Origin of the sequence: Streptomyces spinoverrucosus (assembly GCF_006539505.1) — a bacterium.
In the GTDB taxonomy this organism is placed as follows: Bacteria; Actinomycetota; Actinomycetes; order Streptomycetales; family Streptomycetaceae; genus Streptomyces; species Streptomyces spinoverrucosus.
The window spans coordinates 74,938-92,305 of the sequence record NZ_BJND01000026.1; the positions used below are offsets into that span (position 1 = coordinate 74,938).

General features: G+C 70.9%; 17 protein-coding genes and 1 pseudogene. 14 read left to right on the forward strand and 4 right to left on the reverse strand.

The annotated features are described in order from the left end of the window. Positions 1-122 precede the first annotated feature (122 nt). Positions 123-1,196 (forward strand): helix-turn-helix transcriptional regulator, encoded by a 1,074-nt coding sequence (locus tag SSP24_RS19460; RefSeq protein WP_141310919.1) that lies wholly within the window; start codon positions 123-125, stop codon positions 1,194-1,196. On the opposite strand, the pseudogene SSP24_RS19465 reads toward SSP24_RS19460, so the two are convergent. Then, positions 1,123-1,342, reverse strand: a pseudogene (locus SSP24_RS19465) (helix-turn-helix domain-containing protein); the annotation flags it as partial. The gene SSP24_RS19460 and the pseudogene SSP24_RS19465 sit on opposite strands and share 74 nt — an antisense overlap. 92 nt (positions 1,343-1,434) lie before the next feature. Next, positions 1,435-2,472 carry a helix-turn-helix domain-containing protein gene (locus SSP24_RS19470; protein WP_141310920.1) on the reverse strand — a complete coding sequence of 346 codons (1,038 nt, stop codon included), beginning with the start codon at positions 2,470-2,472 and terminating at the stop codon, positions 1,435-1,437. Between the two features lie 293 nt (positions 2,473-2,765). On the opposite strand from SSP24_RS19470, the gene SSP24_RS19480 reads away from it, so the two are divergent. Both SSP24_RS19480 and clpB read left to right on the forward strand, forming a co-directional pair. Further along, positions 2,766-3,101, forward strand: a complete 336-nt coding sequence (locus tag SSP24_RS19480; RefSeq protein ID WP_141310922.1) for a Rieske (2Fe-2S) protein — start codon at positions 2,766-2,768, stop codon at positions 3,099-3,101. A 296-nt stretch (positions 3,102-3,397) separates the two neighbouring features. Beyond that, positions 3,398-5,998, forward strand: a complete 2,601-nt coding sequence (gene clpB / locus SSP24_RS19485) for an ATP-dependent chaperone ClpB (RefSeq protein WP_141310923.1) — start codon at positions 3,398-3,400, stop codon at positions 5,996-5,998. A gap of 23 nt (positions 5,999-6,021) precedes the next feature. Here the strand turns inward: clpB and SSP24_RS19490 are convergent, their stop codons facing one another. After that, positions 6,022-6,501, reverse strand: coding sequence for a hypothetical protein (locus tag SSP24_RS19490; protein WP_141310924.1), 480 nt, complete (start codon positions 6,499-6,501; stop codon positions 6,022-6,024). 137 nt (positions 6,502-6,638) lie between these two features. Here SSP24_RS19490 and SSP24_RS19495 point away from each other — a divergent pair, with 137 nt between their 5' ends. Beyond that, positions 6,639-7,166 carry a type III secretion system chaperone family protein gene (locus tag SSP24_RS19495; RefSeq protein ID WP_141310925.1) on the forward strand — a complete coding sequence of 176 codons (528 nt, stop codon included), beginning with the start codon at positions 6,639-6,641 and terminating at the stop codon, positions 7,164-7,166. Between the two features lie 87 nt (positions 7,167-7,253). On the opposite strand, the gene SSP24_RS19500 is transcribed toward SSP24_RS19495, so the two are convergent. Beyond that, positions 7,254-8,453, reverse strand: coding sequence for a pyridoxal phosphate-dependent aminotransferase (locus SSP24_RS19500; protein ID WP_141310926.1), 1,200 nt, complete (start codon positions 8,451-8,453; stop codon positions 7,254-7,256). 130 nt (positions 8,454-8,583) lie between these two features. Here SSP24_RS19500 and SSP24_RS19505 point away from each other — a divergent pair, with 130 nt between their 5' ends. The 10 genes from SSP24_RS19505 to SSP24_RS19550 all read left to right on the forward strand — a co-directional run bounded on the left by SSP24_RS19505 (position 8,584) and on the right by SSP24_RS19550 (position 17,364). After that, positions 8,584-8,859 (forward strand): hypothetical protein, encoded by a 276-nt coding sequence (locus SSP24_RS19505; RefSeq protein WP_141310927.1) that lies wholly within the window; start codon positions 8,584-8,586, stop codon positions 8,857-8,859. Between the two features lie 392 nt (positions 8,860-9,251). After that, positions 9,252-9,803: a DUF2617 family protein gene (locus tag SSP24_RS19510; RefSeq protein WP_141310928.1), complete on the forward strand. Its 552-nt coding sequence runs from the start codon at positions 9,252-9,254 to the stop codon at positions 9,801-9,803. Between the two features lie 147 nt (positions 9,804-9,950). Then, complete coding sequence (locus SSP24_RS19515; RefSeq protein ID WP_141310929.1) at positions 9,951-11,495, forward strand: polyamine aminopropyltransferase; 1,545 nt, start codon at positions 9,951-9,953, stop codon at positions 11,493-11,495. A 192-nt stretch (positions 11,496-11,687) separates the two neighbouring features. Then, entirely contained in the window at positions 11,688-12,422 is a 735-nt protein-coding gene (locus tag SSP24_RS19525) for an SRPBCC domain-containing protein (protein ID WP_141310931.1), read from the forward strand. A 29-nt stretch (positions 12,423-12,451) separates the two neighbouring features. Next, complete coding sequence (locus tag SSP24_RS42890) at positions 12,452-12,625, forward strand: hypothetical protein (RefSeq protein ID WP_167529632.1); 174 nt, start codon at positions 12,452-12,454, stop codon at positions 12,623-12,625. 257 nt (positions 12,626-12,882) lie between these two features. Beyond that, on the forward strand, positions 12,883-13,671 hold the full coding sequence (locus tag SSP24_RS19530; RefSeq protein ID WP_141310932.1) for an aldose epimerase family protein: 789 nt from the start codon (positions 12,883-12,885) through the stop codon (positions 13,669-13,671). Positions 13,672-13,681: 10 nt separating this feature from the next. Further along, positions 13,682-14,230 carry an orotate phosphoribosyltransferase gene (gene pyrE / locus SSP24_RS19535; RefSeq protein ID WP_141310933.1) on the forward strand — a complete coding sequence of 183 codons (549 nt, stop codon included), beginning with the start codon at positions 13,682-13,684 and terminating at the stop codon, positions 14,228-14,230. Positions 14,231-14,355: 125 nt separating this feature from the next. Beyond that, positions 14,356-15,387 (forward strand): class II fructose-bisphosphate aldolase, encoded by a 1,032-nt coding sequence (gene fbaA, locus SSP24_RS19540; protein ID WP_141310934.1) that lies wholly within the window; start codon positions 14,356-14,358, stop codon positions 15,385-15,387. Between the two features lie 61 nt (positions 15,388-15,448). After that, positions 15,449-16,912, forward strand: a complete 1,464-nt coding sequence (locus SSP24_RS19545; RefSeq protein ID WP_141310935.1) for an MFS transporter — start codon at positions 15,449-15,451, stop codon at positions 16,910-16,912. 38 nt (positions 16,913-16,950) lie between these two features. Further along, complete coding sequence (locus tag SSP24_RS19550; RefSeq protein ID WP_141310936.1) at positions 16,951-17,364, forward strand: DUF3151 domain-containing protein; 414 nt, start codon at positions 16,951-16,953, stop codon at positions 17,362-17,364. Positions 17,365-17,368 lie beyond the last annotated feature (4 nt).

Below are 17,368 nucleotides of genomic sequence, written 5' to 3' on the forward strand. Positions count from 1 at the left end.
TGTATATGCCCAAAATGGGTCAATAAGGGGTGCGGGTATCGCGGAGCCGTGTTGCGGAACACGGTCGGTCCGCGCATAGTTGCGCAACGGAAGCGGCAGGGAAACCGGGGGTGGGATGGCCGATGGCCGGGCACGGGACGGATGAGCATCCACACGGTGCTGACCGACTGTGCGAGGCCGGGGATCGCGTGTATTCCCGGGCCGTACGGCGGGGCCGCGTGCCGCGCCGGGACGCGGAACCGGTGCCCTGTCTGCTGGAACTCGCCCTGCTGCACCCCGACCCCGACGACATGGACTGGCTGGTGCCGACCTCTCCGCAGGAGGTCATGACCCGGCTGCTGCGCGGCGTGTACGACGAGATCAGCGCCAGCCAGCGGCGGGTGGGCTCGGCAGTGGCGGCCTTCGAGTGGTACGCCGGTCTGGGCGGCCAGGCGTCCGCCTCCTCCGAGGGCATGGCCATCCGGGTGCTGGACGGCCCCTCGCGCATCCAGGCGGCGCTGGACGAGGCGACGGCGGCGTGCACCACCGAGGTGCTCACCGTGCAGCCCGGGGGCATCCGGCGCGAGCACGAACTGTCGGAGGGCCTGCACCGGGCGCTGGCACTGCGGGGGCGGGGCGTGCGGATGCGCGACCTGTACAACCATGTGGCCCGGCACGGCCAGGGCCTGCTGAACTACCTGGAGTTGATGGGCGACGCGGTCGAGGCCCGGACCCTGGACGAGGTCATCGACCGCCTGATCCTCTTCGACCGCACGGTCGCCTTCATCCCCGCGAACGCCGACCGCACGATGGCCCTGGAGCTGCGTCACCCGGGGCTGGTGGAGTACCTGGTGACGGTCTTCGAACGCCTCTGGCGCCTGGCGATCCCGCTCACCGCGCCGCTCCCCGACACGGGCCTTGAGGGAATCTCCCATCGCGAACAGTCCATCGCCGCGCTTCTCGCCGAGGGCCATCAGGACGCGGTGATCGCGGAACGGCTGGGGATAAGCGTCCGTACGTGCCGGGCGCACATCGCGCGGTTGTCGGAGACGCTGGGGGCGGCGAGTCGTACGCAACTCGGGGTCCGTATCGCGCAGGTGGGGCTGGACCGTCCGCGGGCGTCGTCGTCCGAGGCCGAGGTGATCAGCGTTTCCGGCGTGCCACGGGTGCCTGGGGCACCTGGGGTTCCTGGTCAAGAATCCCCGACTGGCCGATGAGATAGCCGAGTTGTGCCCGGCTCTCACTGCCTGCCCAGCGTCGCCGCGAGTCTGGCGATGCGGACGCGGGCGGTGGGGATGTTCATGCCGAGGCGGTCGGCTATGACGGCGTCGGTGTGGCCCTCGATGAGGAGGCCCGCAGCAGCCGGTGCAGCGCGACGGCCGGCGCGACCGGCTCCAGCCGACTCAAGTCGTCGGCGGCCGGATACTTCCGCGTCGTGGTCGTGCCCTTCTGTGGTCACGCGCCGATCTCTCCGCTCGACGGCCGGTGATCCTGGTCCAGGATCCCCGACTGGGCTATCAGATAGCCGAGCTGGGCACGGCTGCCGCTGCCAAGGGTCGCGGCGATCTTGGCTATGTGGGCGCGGCACGTCCGGACATTCATCCCGAGGCGGCGGGCGATGGCCTCGTCGACGTGCCCCTCGACCAGGAGCTTCGCGATGGAGTGCTGAATGTCAGTGATGCCGCCTGCGGCTGCCTCGTACGGGGCGCCGGCGTTCAGCGGGACGGATCGCACCCACATGAACTCGAAGACCTTGGTCAGGTACCGAACGAGGCCTGGATGGCGTAGCTCCAGGGCGACCTGCTGGTCGTCGCGGGTGGGGATGAAGGCGACGGTCTCGTCGCAGATTATGAGGCGCTCCACCAGCTCGTCGATCGTCCGGTACTCCGCCTTTCCTTTCGAGAGCTGGGCCACGTAGGCGAGCTTCTCGGGACTGTACCGGGCGGTGTGTTGATAGAGCGTCCGGATCCGCACGCCGCGTTCGATCAGCGGCTTGTCCCGTTCCAGACCTTGGAGCAGGCTGTGCTCCGAGTAGCGGTCGTCGCTGGGCTGAACCGTGAGCATCTCGGTCCGACACTGCGCCGTGGCCAGGTTGAGGGCCGTGTTGATCCGGGCGCTGCCCTCCAGCACGGTGATCGAGTGATCGGTCGTGCCGGACTGCGCGAGAGCCAGGAACGGCTCGAAAGCGTCGGCGAGTTTGATGGACAACCGCCGGCGGTCCGCGATGTCGCGCTCTATGGGGTGCAACCGCTCCGCGAGGGCGACCGACGGGGGAACCGGGCGCAACCAGTCCGCGTCGTCAGGATCCGGGTGGAGGAGGGCGAACTCCACCAGGCAGGGAGCGGACTCCACGTCCGCGCGAGCGATACGTCCCATGCGTAGGGCATTCGCATAGAGTCGGCCACCCTCGTCACACAGTTCGGTCACCGCATGGGGATGCGCCGCCTTAGTCTGATTTGCCACGAAATCTCCACCCCCCAGGGTCCTGAACATGCAGGAACATGATGCATCGATTGTGTGGCCAGCACGTGCCTGAATGAGCCATCGTCTTATCCGACGGGGGAAGAGGAGACTCAAGTGAGGACGAAGCCGACTATGTGCAAGAGAATGCTTCGCTCGGTACTTGTCGCCGCCTTCTCCGCCGTTGTGACCTTCGGAGCGCTGAGCGGCCTGTCCGATGCGGGGAGTGTCGTCAACGCCGACAGTCACTGGCCGTCGGTCGTGGTGAGTGGCGACGGCGCGGAGACGTCGGTGACCTCTGCGGACAGTGGCTCGGGGGAGTAGATGTGACCACCCCACCCGACGACCGCTCCTTCCGTCGCGAAATGGCCACCGCCTACCGTTCCGGCTGGCACTTCATCGACCTGGTCACCGCGATCCCCCACCCCGGTGACTCGCTGATGGTGACCGTATTCGGTGAGCCGGTCGTCGTCACGCGGGACGAGGACGAGGACGTGCGGGCGTACCGGTGTCTGCGGCGGCCTCGGGGGGCGCCGCAGCCCGTGCGGTGTGCCATCCGATACGGAATGATCTTTGTCAACCTCGATCAGCGCGACCACTGGCTTGTGGAGCCGGAGGCCCCGGCACCAAGGACCATCTCGGCCACCCCCCGCAGTGCCTGACGCGATTCCCCCGTCGTAACAGATCGCTCAGGTGCTTCCCCCATGCAGCGGCGTCACCGTGACCTGAACACGGTGACGCCGCTGCGGTTTTTCAGGGACATTTCCCCGTATCCACCGGTTCCGGCGGTGGCTGAAACCGGTCGCCCTCCCCGCATCACCCGGCCGCGCATGGCCCCCTCCGCGCTCCACTTGCCCTTCACACCTCCTGCTACCACCTTGAGCGGAATAGGCTCAACTTTGTGTACGCTGATTCAGTCAGTACTGGGAGACGCTGACGCCAGGAGGAGAACGCCAACGTGGACGCCGAGCTGACCAACCGGAGCCGGGACGCGATCAACGCGGCCGGCAGCCGGGCCGTGACCGAGGGGCACCCCGACCTGACCCCCGCGCACCTGCTCCTCGCTCTGCTCCAGGGGCAGGACAACGAGAACATCATCGACCTGCTGGCCGCTGTCGACGCCGATCAGGCCGCCGTACGCGCCGGTGCGGAGAAGGTCCTCGCCCAGCTGCCCAGCGTGACCGGCTCCACCGTCGCGCCCCCGCAGCCCAACCGCGAGCTGCTCGCCGTGATCGCCGACGCCCAGGCCAGGGCCCAGGAGCTCGGCGACGAGTACGTCTCCACCGAGCACCTCCTCATCGGCATCGCCGCGAAGGGCGGCGCGGCCGGCGAGATGCTGACCCGGCAGGGCGCCGGCGCGAAGAAGCTGCTGGACGCCTTCCGCAAGGCGCGCGGCGGACGCCGGGTGACCACCGCCGACCCGGAGGGGTCGTACAAGGCCCTCGAGAAGTTCGGGACCGACTTCACCGCCGCCGCCCGCGAGGGCAAGCTCGACCCCGTCATCGGGCGGGACCAGGAGATCCGGCGCGTCGTGCAGGTCCTGTCCCGCCGCACCAAGAACAACCCCGTCCTCATCGGTGAGCCCGGCGTCGGCAAGACCGCCGTCGTCGAGGGGCTCGCCCAGCGGATCGTCAAGGGCGACGTGCCCGAGTCCCTGCGCAACAAGCGGCTCGTCGCGCTCGACCTCGGAGCCATGGTCGCCGGGGCGAAGTACCGCGGTGAGTTCGAGGAGCGGCTGAAGACCGTGCTCGCCGAGATCAAGGACTCCGACGGGCAGATCATCACCTTCATCGACGAGCTGCACACCGTCGTGGGCGCCGGCGCCGGCGGCGATTCGGCCATGGACGCGGGCAACATGCTCAAGCCCATGCTCGCCCGCGGTGAACTGCGCATGGTCGGTGCCACCACCCTCGACGAGTACCGCGAGCGGATCGAGAAGGACCCCGCGCTGGAGCGGCGGTTCCAGCAGGTGCTGGTCGCCGAGCCCAGCGTAGAGGACACCATCGCCATCCTGCGCGGACTCAAGGGGCGCTACGAGGCCCACCACAAGGTGCAGATCGCGGACAGCGCGCTGGTCGCGGCCGCGACCCTGTCCGACCGGTACATCACCTCCCGCTTCCTGCCCGACAAGGCCATCGACCTGGTCGACGAGGCCGCCTCCCGGCTCCGTATGGAGATCGACTCCTCGCCCGTCGAGATCGACGAACTCCAGCGTGCCGTCGACCGGTTGAAGATGGAGGAACTGGCCCTCAGCAAGGAGACCGACGCCGCCTCCCGCGAGCGCCTGGAGAAGCTGCGCCGCGACCTCGCCGACAAGGAGGAGGAGCTGCGCGGCCTCAACGCCCGCTGGGAGAAGGAGAAGCAGTCCCTCAACCGGGTCGGCGAGCTGAAGGAGAAGCTCGACGAACTGCGCGGCCAGGCCGAACGCGCCCAGCGCGACGGCGACTTCGACACCGCGTCCAAGCTGCTGTACGGCGAGATCCCGGCCGTGGAGCGGGACCTGGAGGCCGCGTCCGAGGCCGAGGAGGAGGTCGCCAAGGACACCATGGTCAAGGAGGAGGTCGGCTCCGACGACATCGCCGACGTCGTCGCCTCCTGGACCGGCATCCCAGCAGGCCGCCTCCTGGAGGGCGAGACGCAGAAGCTGCTGCGGATGGAGGACGAGATCGGCAAGCGGCTCATCGGGCAGAGCGAGGCCGTGCGCACGGTGTCCGACGCCGTACGACGCTCCCGCGCCGGCATCGCCGACCCGGACCGGCCCACCGGCTCCTTCCTCTTCCTCGGCCCGACGGGCGTCGGCAAGACGGAGCTGGCCAAGGCCCTCGCCGACTTCCTCTTCGACGACGAGCGGGCCATGGTCCGCATCGACATGAGCGAGTACAGCGAGAAGCACAGCGTCGCCCGGCTCGTCGGCGCCCCGCCCGGGTACGTCGGCTACGAGGAGGGCGGCCAGCTGACCGAGGCGGTGCGGCGCCGGCCGTACAGCGTCGTACTCCTCGACGAGGTCGAGAAGGCGCACCCGGAGGTCTTCGACATCCTGCTCCAGGTACTGGACGACGGACGGCTGACGGACGGACAGGGGCGGACGGTCGACTTCCGCAACGCCATCCTGGTGCTGACCTCCAACCTGGGCAGCCAGTTCCTGGTGGACCCGATCTCCAGCGAGGAGGAGAAGAAGGAGCAGGTGCTGGAGGTGGTCCGCGCCTCCTTCAAGCCGGAGTTCCTCAACCGGCTCGACGACCTGGTCGTCTTCTCCGCGCTGAACAAGGACGAGCTGAGCCGGATCGCCCGGCTCCAGATCGACCGGCTCGCCAAGCGCCTCGCGGAGCGCCGCCTGACCCTGGAGATCACCGACGAGGCCCTCACCTGGCTCGCCGACGAGGGCATGGACCCGGCGTACGGCGCCCGCCCGCTGCGCCGCCTGGTCCAGACCGCGATCGGCGACCGGCTCGCCAAGGAGATCCTCTCCGGCGAGATCAAGGACGGCGACACGGTTCGGGTGGACACCTTCGGCGAGGGGCTGATCGTGGGCCCGGCGACGACCGGCAAGACGCTGTAGGGACCCTCCGTCGCGCGTCCGCTTCAGACCGTGAACGCGGAGAAGCGGACGCGCGCGGTGTCGGCGTCCTCGTACGTCACGTACACCTGCACGGCGTCGGCCGACACCTCCGGATCCGAGTGCACCATGAAGTCCAGCTCCAGACAGAGATCCGCGTCGTCGAGGCAGAACTCGGTGTCCGGATCGGGTGCGTACAGGTAGGTGTCGGCCAGCCAGTCCCGCACCTCGGCGCGGGGCATCCGGAACTCGGCGCTGTAATGCGTGTCCAGCCAGGCCGTGACCTCGCACGCGCCGACCTGCTGAGCGCCCTGCGGCAGCCGGGCCCCGCCGAAGGCCAGCGCCTCGGCGCAGGGCACCTCCTCGGGATTGCCGCCCAGGAAGTCCCGCGACACCACGGCGGCGGACACCGCCATCCAGCCCAAGAAACCCAGGATCACCACCGGCAGCGCGGCGAGCGCCACCACCAGGCCCCACCAGCTCCGCCCCCGCCGAGCGTCGTTCATGAAAACCCACCCCCATGCGGTCCTCTCCCTGACCGGCCAGATCATGCCGACCGATCGCCGACAGGGCCCCTCGGGACTTGCCACCCCCCTCCCCGCATGGGGGAGGATGGCGGAATCCGTACGAAGGGAAATTCACGGTGACCATCGACCCGTCCTCGATTCCGAACTTCGGGGGCAAGCCCCAGCCGCAGCCCCAAGGACCGGCGGGCCCCGTCGTCCCGGATCAGGACCTTGTGAAGCAGCTCCTCGACCAGATGGAGCTGAAGTACGTCGTCGACGAAGAGGGTGACCTCGCGGCGCCGTGGGAGCAGTTCCGTACGTACTTCATGTTCCGCGGCGAGGGTGACCAGCAGGTCTTCTCGGTGCGGACGTTCTACGACCGCCCCCACCCGATCGACGAGAAGCCGCAGCTGCTCGAGTCCATCGACGACTGGAACCGGCGGACCCTGTGGCCGAAGGTCTACAGCCACACCCACGACGACGGCACCGTCCGCCTCATCGGCGAGGCCCAGATGCTGATCGGCACCGGCGTCAACCTGGAATTCTTCGTCTCCTCGACGGTCAGCTGGGTGCGCGCGGCCATCGAGTTCGACCGCTGGCTGGTCGAGCAGCTCGGCCTGGAGAAGGAGATCAACGACGCGGACAAGCCCGAGGACGAGGAGTAGTCGGGCCGCACGAGAGCCCGGTCAGGGCACCGACCCCCGCGGTCGGGTGCTCCGGCCGGGCTCTTGTCGTACCCGCGCCCGTACGCCTCACCCGGCGAGCGTCTTGAGCCGCTGCACCGCCTCCTGAAGCACCGCCCGCTGCTTGCAGAACGCGAACCGCACGAACGGCGCGCCCGCCTCCCGGTGGTCGTAGAAGACGGCGTTCGGGATCGCGACGACGCCCGCGCGCTCCGGCAGGGCGCGGCAGAAGGCGAAGCCGTCGCTCTCGCCGAGGGGGCGGATGTCGGTGGTGATGAAGTAGGTGCCGGCCGGTTTGAAGACCGTGAAGCCCGCCTCCGCCAGGCCCGCCGCCAGCAGATCACGCTTGGCCAGCATGTCGTCGCGGAACGCGGTGAAGTACGACTCCGGCAGCGCGAGGGCTTCTGCGACCGCGTACTGGAACGGCCCCGACGCCACATACGTCAGGTACTGCTTCGCCGACCGCACCGCCGTGACCAGCCCCGGCGCGGAGGTGACCCAGCCGACCTTCCAACCGGTGAACGAAAATGTCTTGCCGCTCGACCCGATCGTCACTGTCCTCTCCCGCATGCCCGGGAAGGTGGCCAGCGGCACATGCTCGGCGTCGTCGAAGACCAGATGCTCGTACACCTCGTCGGTCACCACCAGCAGATCCCGCTCGACGGCCAGCTCGGCGATCGCGGTCAGCTCCGCGCGCGTGAGCACCGTGCCGGTCGGGTTGTGCGGGGTGTTGATCAGCAGCAGACGGGTGCGGTCGGTGACGGCGGCGCGCAGTTCGTCGAGGTCGAGGCGGAACGATGCCCCTTCCTCGGCGTGTGGACGCAGGGTGACCGGCACCCGGGTGCCGCCCGCCATCGCGATGCACGCGGCGTACGAGTCGTAGTACGGCTCGAAGGCGATCACCTCGTCCCCGGGCTCGACCAGCGCCAGCAGCGCGGCGGCGATCGCCTCGGTGGCGCCGGCGGTGACCAGGACCTCGGTGTCCGGGTCGTAGGACAGGCCGTAGCGACGCTCCTGGTGCGCGGCGACGGCGGTGCGCAGCTCGGGGATGCCCGGGCCGGGCGGGTACTGGTTGCCACGGCCCTCGCGCAGGGCCCGTACGGCAGCCTCCCGGACCTCCTCGGGGCCGTCGGTGTCGGGGAAGCCCTGGCCCAGGTTGATCGAGCCGGTACTCAGGGCCAGCGCGGACATCTCGGCGAAGATCGTCGTCCCGAACTCGGTGAGGCGGCGGTTGAGGAAGGGGCGCGCGGTGGAGGTCATGGCCGTCATCCTGCGCCCAAGCTCTGGAGTTCCTCAACTCTGCTTTGGCTCGCGAGGCGGGCGGGCATCCCCTCGGCACGCAAGCGAACGAGGCGCCCACGGGGGGCCGCTTCGGGGGAAACGGAAGGAGGGTGACGCCATGGTCATCGGCATCATCCTGGCGCTCTTGATGGCCTTGGTGCTCGTCGCGGGCATCGGGGCCGTCGCGGGCCTGCGCAACGGGGGCGGTCGGGCCCGTCGGCGCAGCCGTTCGCACGGCGGCCGGGCCCGTCGGGGCAGCGGTGCGTCCGGCAGTGGCGGCGACAGCTGGTGGGGCGGCGGCGACGGGGGCTCGGGCGACTCCGGGGGCGGGCACTCCTGCGGGGGTGGCTCGTCCTGCGGAGGCGGCGGCGGTGGATGCGGGGGAGGCAGCTGACACGGGGCAGCTGAGCTCCTTGAAGGGGGAACCGCATCTCTGCCGCACGGCGCCCGCCGGGACTCCGGTCCGGGCGGGCGCCGTGGTGTGCGCCGGTCGTGCGCCGTTCGCGCTCCCTCCGGCGTGCGCCGGGCTCGCTCGGGCGTACGCCGTGGTTGAACAGTTGAACTGATAAGCCCTCTGAGGGATGGAAACCCCACGAAGTTGGGTAAAAACGCTGTGGCGTTGCCGCAGTTCATGATTCCCTCTAATTCACCAACGCGGCCCTCGGACGTCCTGCGGACCCCGCCACCGACCGGGCTCCTGACAGGGCCGCCGGGCCGATCTCCCGGTGTCGACCGGGGCGCGCCGAACCCACACCGCCTTTCTTTGCGTGCTAGCGGAGCCGATCCATGCTCACGACCCTGAATACCTCCTACACCGACACGCGCGCGGCCGACCTCGCCTGGGCGCTGGGCCGCGAACCACTGCCCGCCCTTGCCACCCTCGACCTCGAACTGGCCGACGCCAAGCTCCAGTTGCGCCTGCTCGGCGCGTCCCACCAGGTGCTCCTGAAGGAAGAGCGGAGCAGCTGCTCGGAGACCGTGGCGTGCATTCCGGGCAGCAGCACACCCCTGCCACTCGGCGTCGCCAAGCGGGTGGGCGACTGGGAGTACGAGTTCGCCGCCCGCGTCGAGGCGCTGTCACCCGGCTCCTTCGCGGGCCGCGCCCAGGAGTTGCTGGCCCTCGTCTCCGACCACCCGCACGGCCTGGTCGGCGTCTTCCCCGGCAGCCCGCACGCCTTCACGGCCCTGCTCGCCCAGCGCCACGAGGGCCAGGTGCACTGGCGCACATGGCACGCGTACCCGCAGGAGGGCCAGTTGGTCACGACGCGGACGCGGGTGGGGGTGCGGGGGCCGGTGAGCCATCAACGCGCGTCTTCCATAGGCCCGTCCGGGGATTGAGGACGAGGCCGTCCAGGCCGTAGGCGGGGGAGCTGGGGGCGACAGGCCCCCAGTGACTCTGGCTCAAACGCCCCGAGGCCCGACAACACCCGGTTCCACACGTGTGGGTGACGAAGCGTGCCACACCCGTGACGTAACGTCGCAGTCGTGATCGACCCGCACGCGCCAGCCCCGCCCGGCACCCCGCCCCCCTGGCGCGCGCCCGCGCGGATCCCGGTGCGGCAGGCAACCGGACGGTTCCTGGTGCTCGCGGGCGTCTTCGTCTGCGCGGCCTGCGGACTGGTGTACGAACTCGAACTCGTCGCTCTGGCCTCCTACTTGATCGGCGACTCGGTCACCCAGGCCTCCGTCGTGCTGTCCGTCATGGTCTTCGCGATGGGCATCGGCTCGCTCGCCGCCAAGCGGCTGCGCCGCCACGCCGCCGCAGCCTTCGGCGCCGTCGAGGCGACCCTGGCTCTGGTCGGCGGGTGCAGCGCGATGGCCCTGTACGCCGTCTTCGCCTGGACCGGCGACTGGGGCGGCCTGTGGGCCGACGGCCCGCACTGGCTGCTGGTCGCCTTCTCCCTCGCCATCGGACTGCTGATCGGCGCGGAGATCCCGCTGCTGATGGAGCTGATCCAGCGCATCCGGCGGCAGGACGCGGGCGGCGCGGTGGCCGACCTGTTCGCGGCGGACTACGTCGGCGCCCTGGTCGGCGGCCTCGCCTTCCCCTTCCTCCTGCTGCCGTTCCTTGGCCAGTTGACCGGCGCCCTGCTCACTGGCGCCGTCAACGTCGTCGCCGGCGGCTGCCTGGTGCTCGGCCTGTTCCGGCGGGACCTGACGTGCCGCGCCCGCTGGCTGCTGCTCATCGCCAACGTCGCCGTCCTCGGCATCCTCGCCTCGGCCGCCGTCCTCGTCGACGACTTCGAACGCGCCGCCCGGCACGCCGTGTACGGCAGGGACGTCCGCGTGGCCCTGCAGACGGACGTCCAGGAGATCGTCCTGACCGGCGGCTCCGACGGCCACCCCCTCGACCTCTTCATCGACGGCCGGCTCCGCGTCAGTGGCCGCGACGAACGCCGGTACCACGAGGCGCTGGTGCGTCCCGCGATGAACGGCACGCACGCGCGCGTGCTCATCCTCGGCGGCGGGGACGGCCTGGCCGCACGCGAGGTGCTGCGGCACCGGGGCGTACGGCACGTCGACATCGTCGAACTCGACCCGGCGGTCGTGGAATTGGCGGGCCGGGACCCCGCGCTGGCCGACCTCAACGACTACGCGTACGACGACCCGCGCGTCCGTGTCACCACGGCGGACGCGTTCCGCTGGCTGCGGGGCGCGCCGACGGCGGCGTACGACGTGGTGATCGCGGACCTGCCCGACCCGGGGATCACGGCCAGCACCAAGCTGTACTCCCAGGAGTTCTACGGCCTCGCCCGGCGCACGTTGGCGGAGGGCGGCCGCCTGGCCGTGCATGCAGGACCGTTCCGCTCCCGTCCGCGTGCCTTCTGGACGGTCGAGACGACGATCCGCGCAGCGGGCCTGCACACGGCCCCGTACCGGGCGTCCGGCCACGACTCCGCGTCCACCGCCGACTGGGGCTTCGTGCTGGCCGCCCATGACGGCACCCCGCCTTTGGCCGCGACCGGCCACGCCCTGACGCCCCGGATGAAGGGGTTGCCGCCGTCGACGTTGGTGCATCCGAGGTATTGAGGGGGTGAGGGGACGGGCGGCCCTTGTCGCGCCGGTCGGTATATCCAGCCCGTCCGGCGTTTGAGGACGAGGCCGTCCAGGCCGAAGCGGGGGCCTGGGGGCGGCAGCCCCCAGAGGGGCGGGCCGCAACGCCGGGCAAGTTTCTGTCCAGGGGAGCGTGCTTCCGGCCACCCACGGGTAGGCTCCGTCGGCATGGAGCATGAGGTGTTCGTTCCGGTTCCCCCCGACCGGTTGGGCGCGGCGCTGGCCGACCCCGCGCGGGTCGCCCGGGCGGTTCCCGGGCTCCAGCAGGAGGCGGGCGCCGAGCCCGTCGCCGGGCGGCTCAAGGTGCGGATCGGCAGTCACTCCATCACCTACCGCGGCACCTTGCGCATCGCCGCACAGGACGACGGTTCGTACGCCGTCGAGGGCGACGCCACCGAGACCCGCGGCACCGGCTCGGTCAAGTTCGCGCTCACCGTCCGCCTCCGCGACCACGACGGCGGCACCACACTCACCGTCCAGGGCACCGCATCGGCCGACGGCCGTATCACCGAGGAGCCCGCCGAAACGGTCCACTCGGCCGTGACGCGCCTGCTCAACCGCACGGCGGAGACCCTCGCCACCGTCGCCGCAGAGCCCCCTGAAGAACAGCCCCCCGCTCCCGACGAACCCGACCGCGTCGAGGAGGCGGCCGAAGAACCCCCCGCCGCCCAGAACTTCGCCGAGTCCCCCGAGCCCCCCGCCGAAGCCGCGCACGCACGCCGCACGATGATCGGCCGCAGCGCGGAGGAGGTCGACCACGCCCCGCCCCGCGGCCGCTACGCCCCCGTCCCGGCCCCCCAGACGATCGCGCAAAACCCCACCCTGCGCTGGGCGGCCCCGGCGGCCGCGCTGGTGGTGGCGACAGCCATCGTCCTGGGCCGCGCTTTGCGCCGCCGCCACTAGGACCTGCCGGACAGATGCCCGCGCCCGCGATGGCTGGCACGTACGCTCAATCCGGCTTCGCCCGTCCCGAGGCCGCTATCGCCTCCGTCCCGGCCCCGCAGACGATCGCGCAGAATCCCACCCTGCGCTGGGCGGCCCCGGCGGCCGCGCTGGTGGTGGCGACGGCCATCGTCCTGTGCCGCGCTCTGCGCCGCCGCCGCTAGTGCCTGTCCGGCGGATCATGGCGGCGTCGGGGGGTCTGGCATGCTCGAACTTGCTCGCGCGGGGGCCCCATCGCCCCCGCTCACCTGCGCTGATCAGGCGTCGTTCTTCGCGGCCGACCTGATCCGCCGGGCAGCACACTAGGGCCCCCATCGCCGCCGCAGGCCCCGCCCTCCGCACCGACGACGGGGCTACGTCGGACAGACCCCACCCACCGCGACCGGCCAGGCCCTCTTGATCCCCCAAGTAGGGTCGTCCCGTGAGTAACGAACCCATCACGCTGACCGCGGGTGACGCGGAAGTGATCGTGCGGCCGGACAACGGTGGTCGTGTCGCGGGGCTCCGCGTCGGCGGTACCGAACTTCTTCGCCAGGGCGACCGCTTCGGGTGCTTCCCGATGGTGCCCTGGTGTGGCCGGATGCGCGAGGGCCGGTTCCGCAGCGGCGCCGTCCAGCATCAGCTGCCGCTCAACGCCCCGCCGCACGCCATCCACGGCACCGCCCGCGACGGCGCCTGGAACACCGCCCGCGTCACGGCCGACGAGGCGGTCCTGACGTACGACCTCGTGGACCCCTGGCCCTACTCCGGCCGCGTCACCCACGCGATCGGCCTCACGCCGGACGCCCTGACGCTGACCATGGCCGTCGAGACGTACGACGACTCCTTCCCGGCGCAGATCGGCTGGCACCCGTGGTTCAACCGGAACCTCGGCGGAGCCGACGTACAGCTCGGCTTCAACCCCGCCTGGCAGGAGGAGCGCGGCGACGACCACCTCCCCACCGGCAACCGCCTCGACCCCAAGCCCGGCCCCTGGGACGACTGCTTCGGCATGCCCGGCGGCGTCGACGTCACCCTCACCTGGCCGGAACAGCTGGAGCTGAAGGTCACCAGCCCCGAGGAGTGGGTCGTGGTGTACGACGAGCAGGAGGCCGCCGTCTGCGTGGAGCCGCAGACCGGGCCGCCCAACGGGCTGAACACCCTCCCGCGCCTGGTCACGCCGCTGGAGCCGCTGGAGGCCATGACGACCTGGAGCTGGAGGCGGCTCTAAGCTGGTCGGCATGACGGACGTACGTGGCGCGCTGCTGCAGCAGATCAAGGACAAGGCCGTGGTGCACGGCAAGGTGACCCTCTCCTCGGGTCTGGAGGCCGACTACTACGTCGACCTGCGCCGCATCACCCTCGACGGCGAGGCCGCCCCGCTGGTCGGCCAGGTGCTGCTGGACCTGACCGCCGACCTGGACTTCGACGCCGTCGGCGGCCTCACCATGGGCGCCGACCCGGTCGCCGCCGCGATGCTGCACGCCGCCGCCGCGCGCGGCCGGAAGCTGGACGCGTTCGTCGTACGCAAGGCCGCCAAGGCGCACGGCCTGCAGCGGCGGGTCGAGGGCCCGGACATCGCGGGCCGCCGCGTGCTGGTCGTCGAGGACACCTCCACCACCGGCGGCTCCCCGCTCACCGCCGTCGAGGCGGTGCGCGAGGCCGGCGCCGAGGTGGTGGCCGTCGCCACGATCGTCGACCGGGCGACCGGCGCCGCCGAGAAGATCCAGGAGGGCGCCGGGGTGCCGTACCTGTACGCGTACGCGAAGGACGAGCTCGGTCTGGACTGAGCGCCGCCTCTTAGAGCATCACGGTTCGTCTGGGAAGATGGGGCCGACGATGACGTCGCACCCCAGGTCTAGGTCAGGGCCGTAAGTACGCAGAACGCCAACCCGCACATACAAGGAGCGGACAGATGCCCATCGCAACCCCCGAGGTCTACAACGAGATGCTCGACCGGGCGAAGGCAGGCAAGTTCGCCTACCCGGCCATCAACGTCACCTCGTCCCAGACCCTGCACGCGGCTCTGCGCGGCTTCGCCGAGGCCGAGAGCGACGGCATCATCCAGATCTCGACGGGCGGCGCCGAGTTCCTGGGCGGCCAGCACAACAAGGACATGGTCACCGGCGCGGTCGCCCTCGCCGAGTTCGCGCACGTCGTCGCCAAGAAGTACGACGTGACGGTCGCCCTGCACACCGACCACTGCCCGAAGGACAAGCTCGACGGGTACGTCCGTCCGCTGCTTGCCGTCTCCGAGGAGCGCGTCGCCCGCGGCGAGAACCCGCTCTTCCAGTCCCACATGTGGGACGGCTCCGCCGAGACCCTGGCCGACAACCTGGCCATCGGCCAGGAGCTGCTCGCCCGCGCCGCCGCCGCGAAGATCATCCTTGAGGTGGAGATCACGCCGACCGGCGGCGAGGAGGACGGCGTCACGCACGAGATCAACGACAAGCTGTACACCACGGTCGACGACGCGATCCGCACCGCCGAGGCGCTGGGCCTGGGCGAGAAGGGCCGCTACCTGCTGGCCGCGTCCTTCGGCAACGTGCACGGCGTGTACAAGCCGGGCAACGTCGTGCTGCGTCCCGAGCTGCTGAAGGAGCTCAACGAGGGCGTCGCCGCCAAGTACGGCCGGCCGGCCGACAGCAAGCCGTTCGACTTCGTCTTCCACGGCGGCTCCGGCTCCACGGCGGAGGAGATCCTCACCGCGCTGGAGAACGGCGTCGTCAAGATGAACATCGACACGGACACCCAGTACGCCTTCACGCGTCCGGTCGCCGACCACATGTTCAAGAACTACGACGGCGTCCTGAAGGTCGACGGCGAGGTCGGCTCCAAGAAGACCTACGACCCGCGGACCTGGGGCAAGCTGGCCGAGGCGGGCATGGCCACGCGTGTCGTCGAGGCCTGCCAGAACCTGCGGTCGGCCGGTGCGAAGCTGAAGTAGTACCCCGATTTCATCGGCCGGGCCCGGCGCACAGCGCCGGGCCCGCTGTATACCTGGGGGCATGCCTGATGTCCGGCTGGCCTCGCCCCAGGGCAAGTGGATCCTGTTCACCACCGTGCTCGGCTCCAGCATGGCCATGCTGGACTCGACCGTCGTCAATGTCGCCCTGCCCCGCATCGGCCGCGACCTGGACGCCGAACTGTCGGCCCTGCAGTGGACGGTCAACGCGTACATGCTCACGCTGGCCGGACTGATCCTGCTCGGCGGCTCACTCGGCGACACCTACGGCCGCCGGAAGATCTTCGTCGTGGGTGTGGTGTGGTTCGCGGTGGCCTCGCTGCTGTGCGGGCTCGCGCCGAACGCGGAGATGCTGATCGCGGCCCGGGCGCTGCAAGGGATCGGCGGCGCGCTGCTCACACCGGGCTCGCTGGCGTTGATCCAGGCCTCCTTCCATCCCGACGACCGGGGGCGGGCGGTCGGCCTGTGGTCGGGCTTCGGCGGCATCGGGGCGGCGGTGGGCCCGTTTGTCGGCGGCTGGCTGGTGGACGGCCCCGGCTGGCGCTGGGTCTTCCTGCTCAACGTCCCGCTCGCCCTGGTGTGCGTCCCGGTGGCCCTGCGGCACGTCCCCGAGTCGGCCGACGGGCGCAAGCACGGCCGCTTCGACGTGCTCGGCGCCGTCCTGGGCGCCCTGGCGCTCGCCCTGCTGACGTACGCCCTGATCGAGGCGACGGAGGGCACCCTCCTGGTCGCCGTGGCGGCGATCGCGGGCGTGGCGGCGGCCATCGCCTTCGTGTACGTCGAGAAGCGCCGCCCGGACCCGATGATGCCGCTGGACATCTTCTCGTCGCGCCAGTTCACGGCCGTCAACCTGGTCACCCTGTGCGTGTATGCCGCCTTCGGCGGCTTCTTCTTCCTCGCCGTGATCCAGCTCCAGGTGGTCTCCGGCTACTCGGCCCTCGCCGCCGGTACGGCCCTGCTGCCGACCACGGCCCTGATGCTGCTGTTCTCGGCCCGCTCCGGCGAACTGGGCGACCGGATCGGCCCCCGCATCCCGCTCACCGTCGGCCCGCTGCTGTGCGGGGCGGGCATGCTGCTGATGCTGCGGGTGGGGCCGGACGCCGCGTACCTGCCGGACGTGCTCCCGGCCCTGCTGGTGCTGGGCCTGGGCATGGTCACCCTGGTGGCCCCGCTCACCGCCACCGTCCTGGCCTCCGTGGACGCGTCCCGGGCCGGTCTGGCGAGCGGCGTCAACAACGCGGCGGCGCGGGCGGCGAGCCTGGTGGCGGTCGCCGCGCTGCCCCTGGTGGCCGGGATGGGCCCGGAGGCGTACCTCAGGCCGGAGGCCTTCGACGCGGCGTTCGGCCGGGCGATGGTGGTGTGCGCGGTCGTACTGGTCGCCGGGGCGGCGCTGGCCTTCGCGTTCGTACGCCGGCCGGCTCCGGGCTGTGAGCGGCCCGAGTGCCGTACGCACGGAAACGTGGTCTCGCCGCCGCTGGAGCGGCCGCGCGCGCGTAAGCGACTGTGACTGCTCTCCTTCTGCCGTGATGCACCAGACTGGGACACATGACGATTCACGAAAACCTCCTCGGGGGACCGCCCCCGACCCACCTCCCCGACGACCCGGAGCCGCGTGAGCTGCTGGCGAACGGGTCCGCGCCCGCCGAGGTCGCGGCGAAGTACCCGACGTCCTCGCTGGCCTGGGCCCAGCTGGCCGACGATGCGTTCGAACGGGGCAGCGTCGTGGAGTCGTACGCCTACGCCCGTACGGGCTACCACCGTGGCCTGGACGCCCTGCGCCGCAACGGCTGGAAGGGCCACGGGCCCGTGCCCTGGGAGCACGAGCCGAACCGCGGCTTCCTGCGCGCCCTGCACGCCCTCGCCCGGGCGGCGGGTGCGATCGGTGAGCAGGAGGAGTACGAGCGCTGTACGCAGTTCCTGAAGGACTCCTCGCCGACGGCGGCCCAGACGCTGGGTTAGTCCG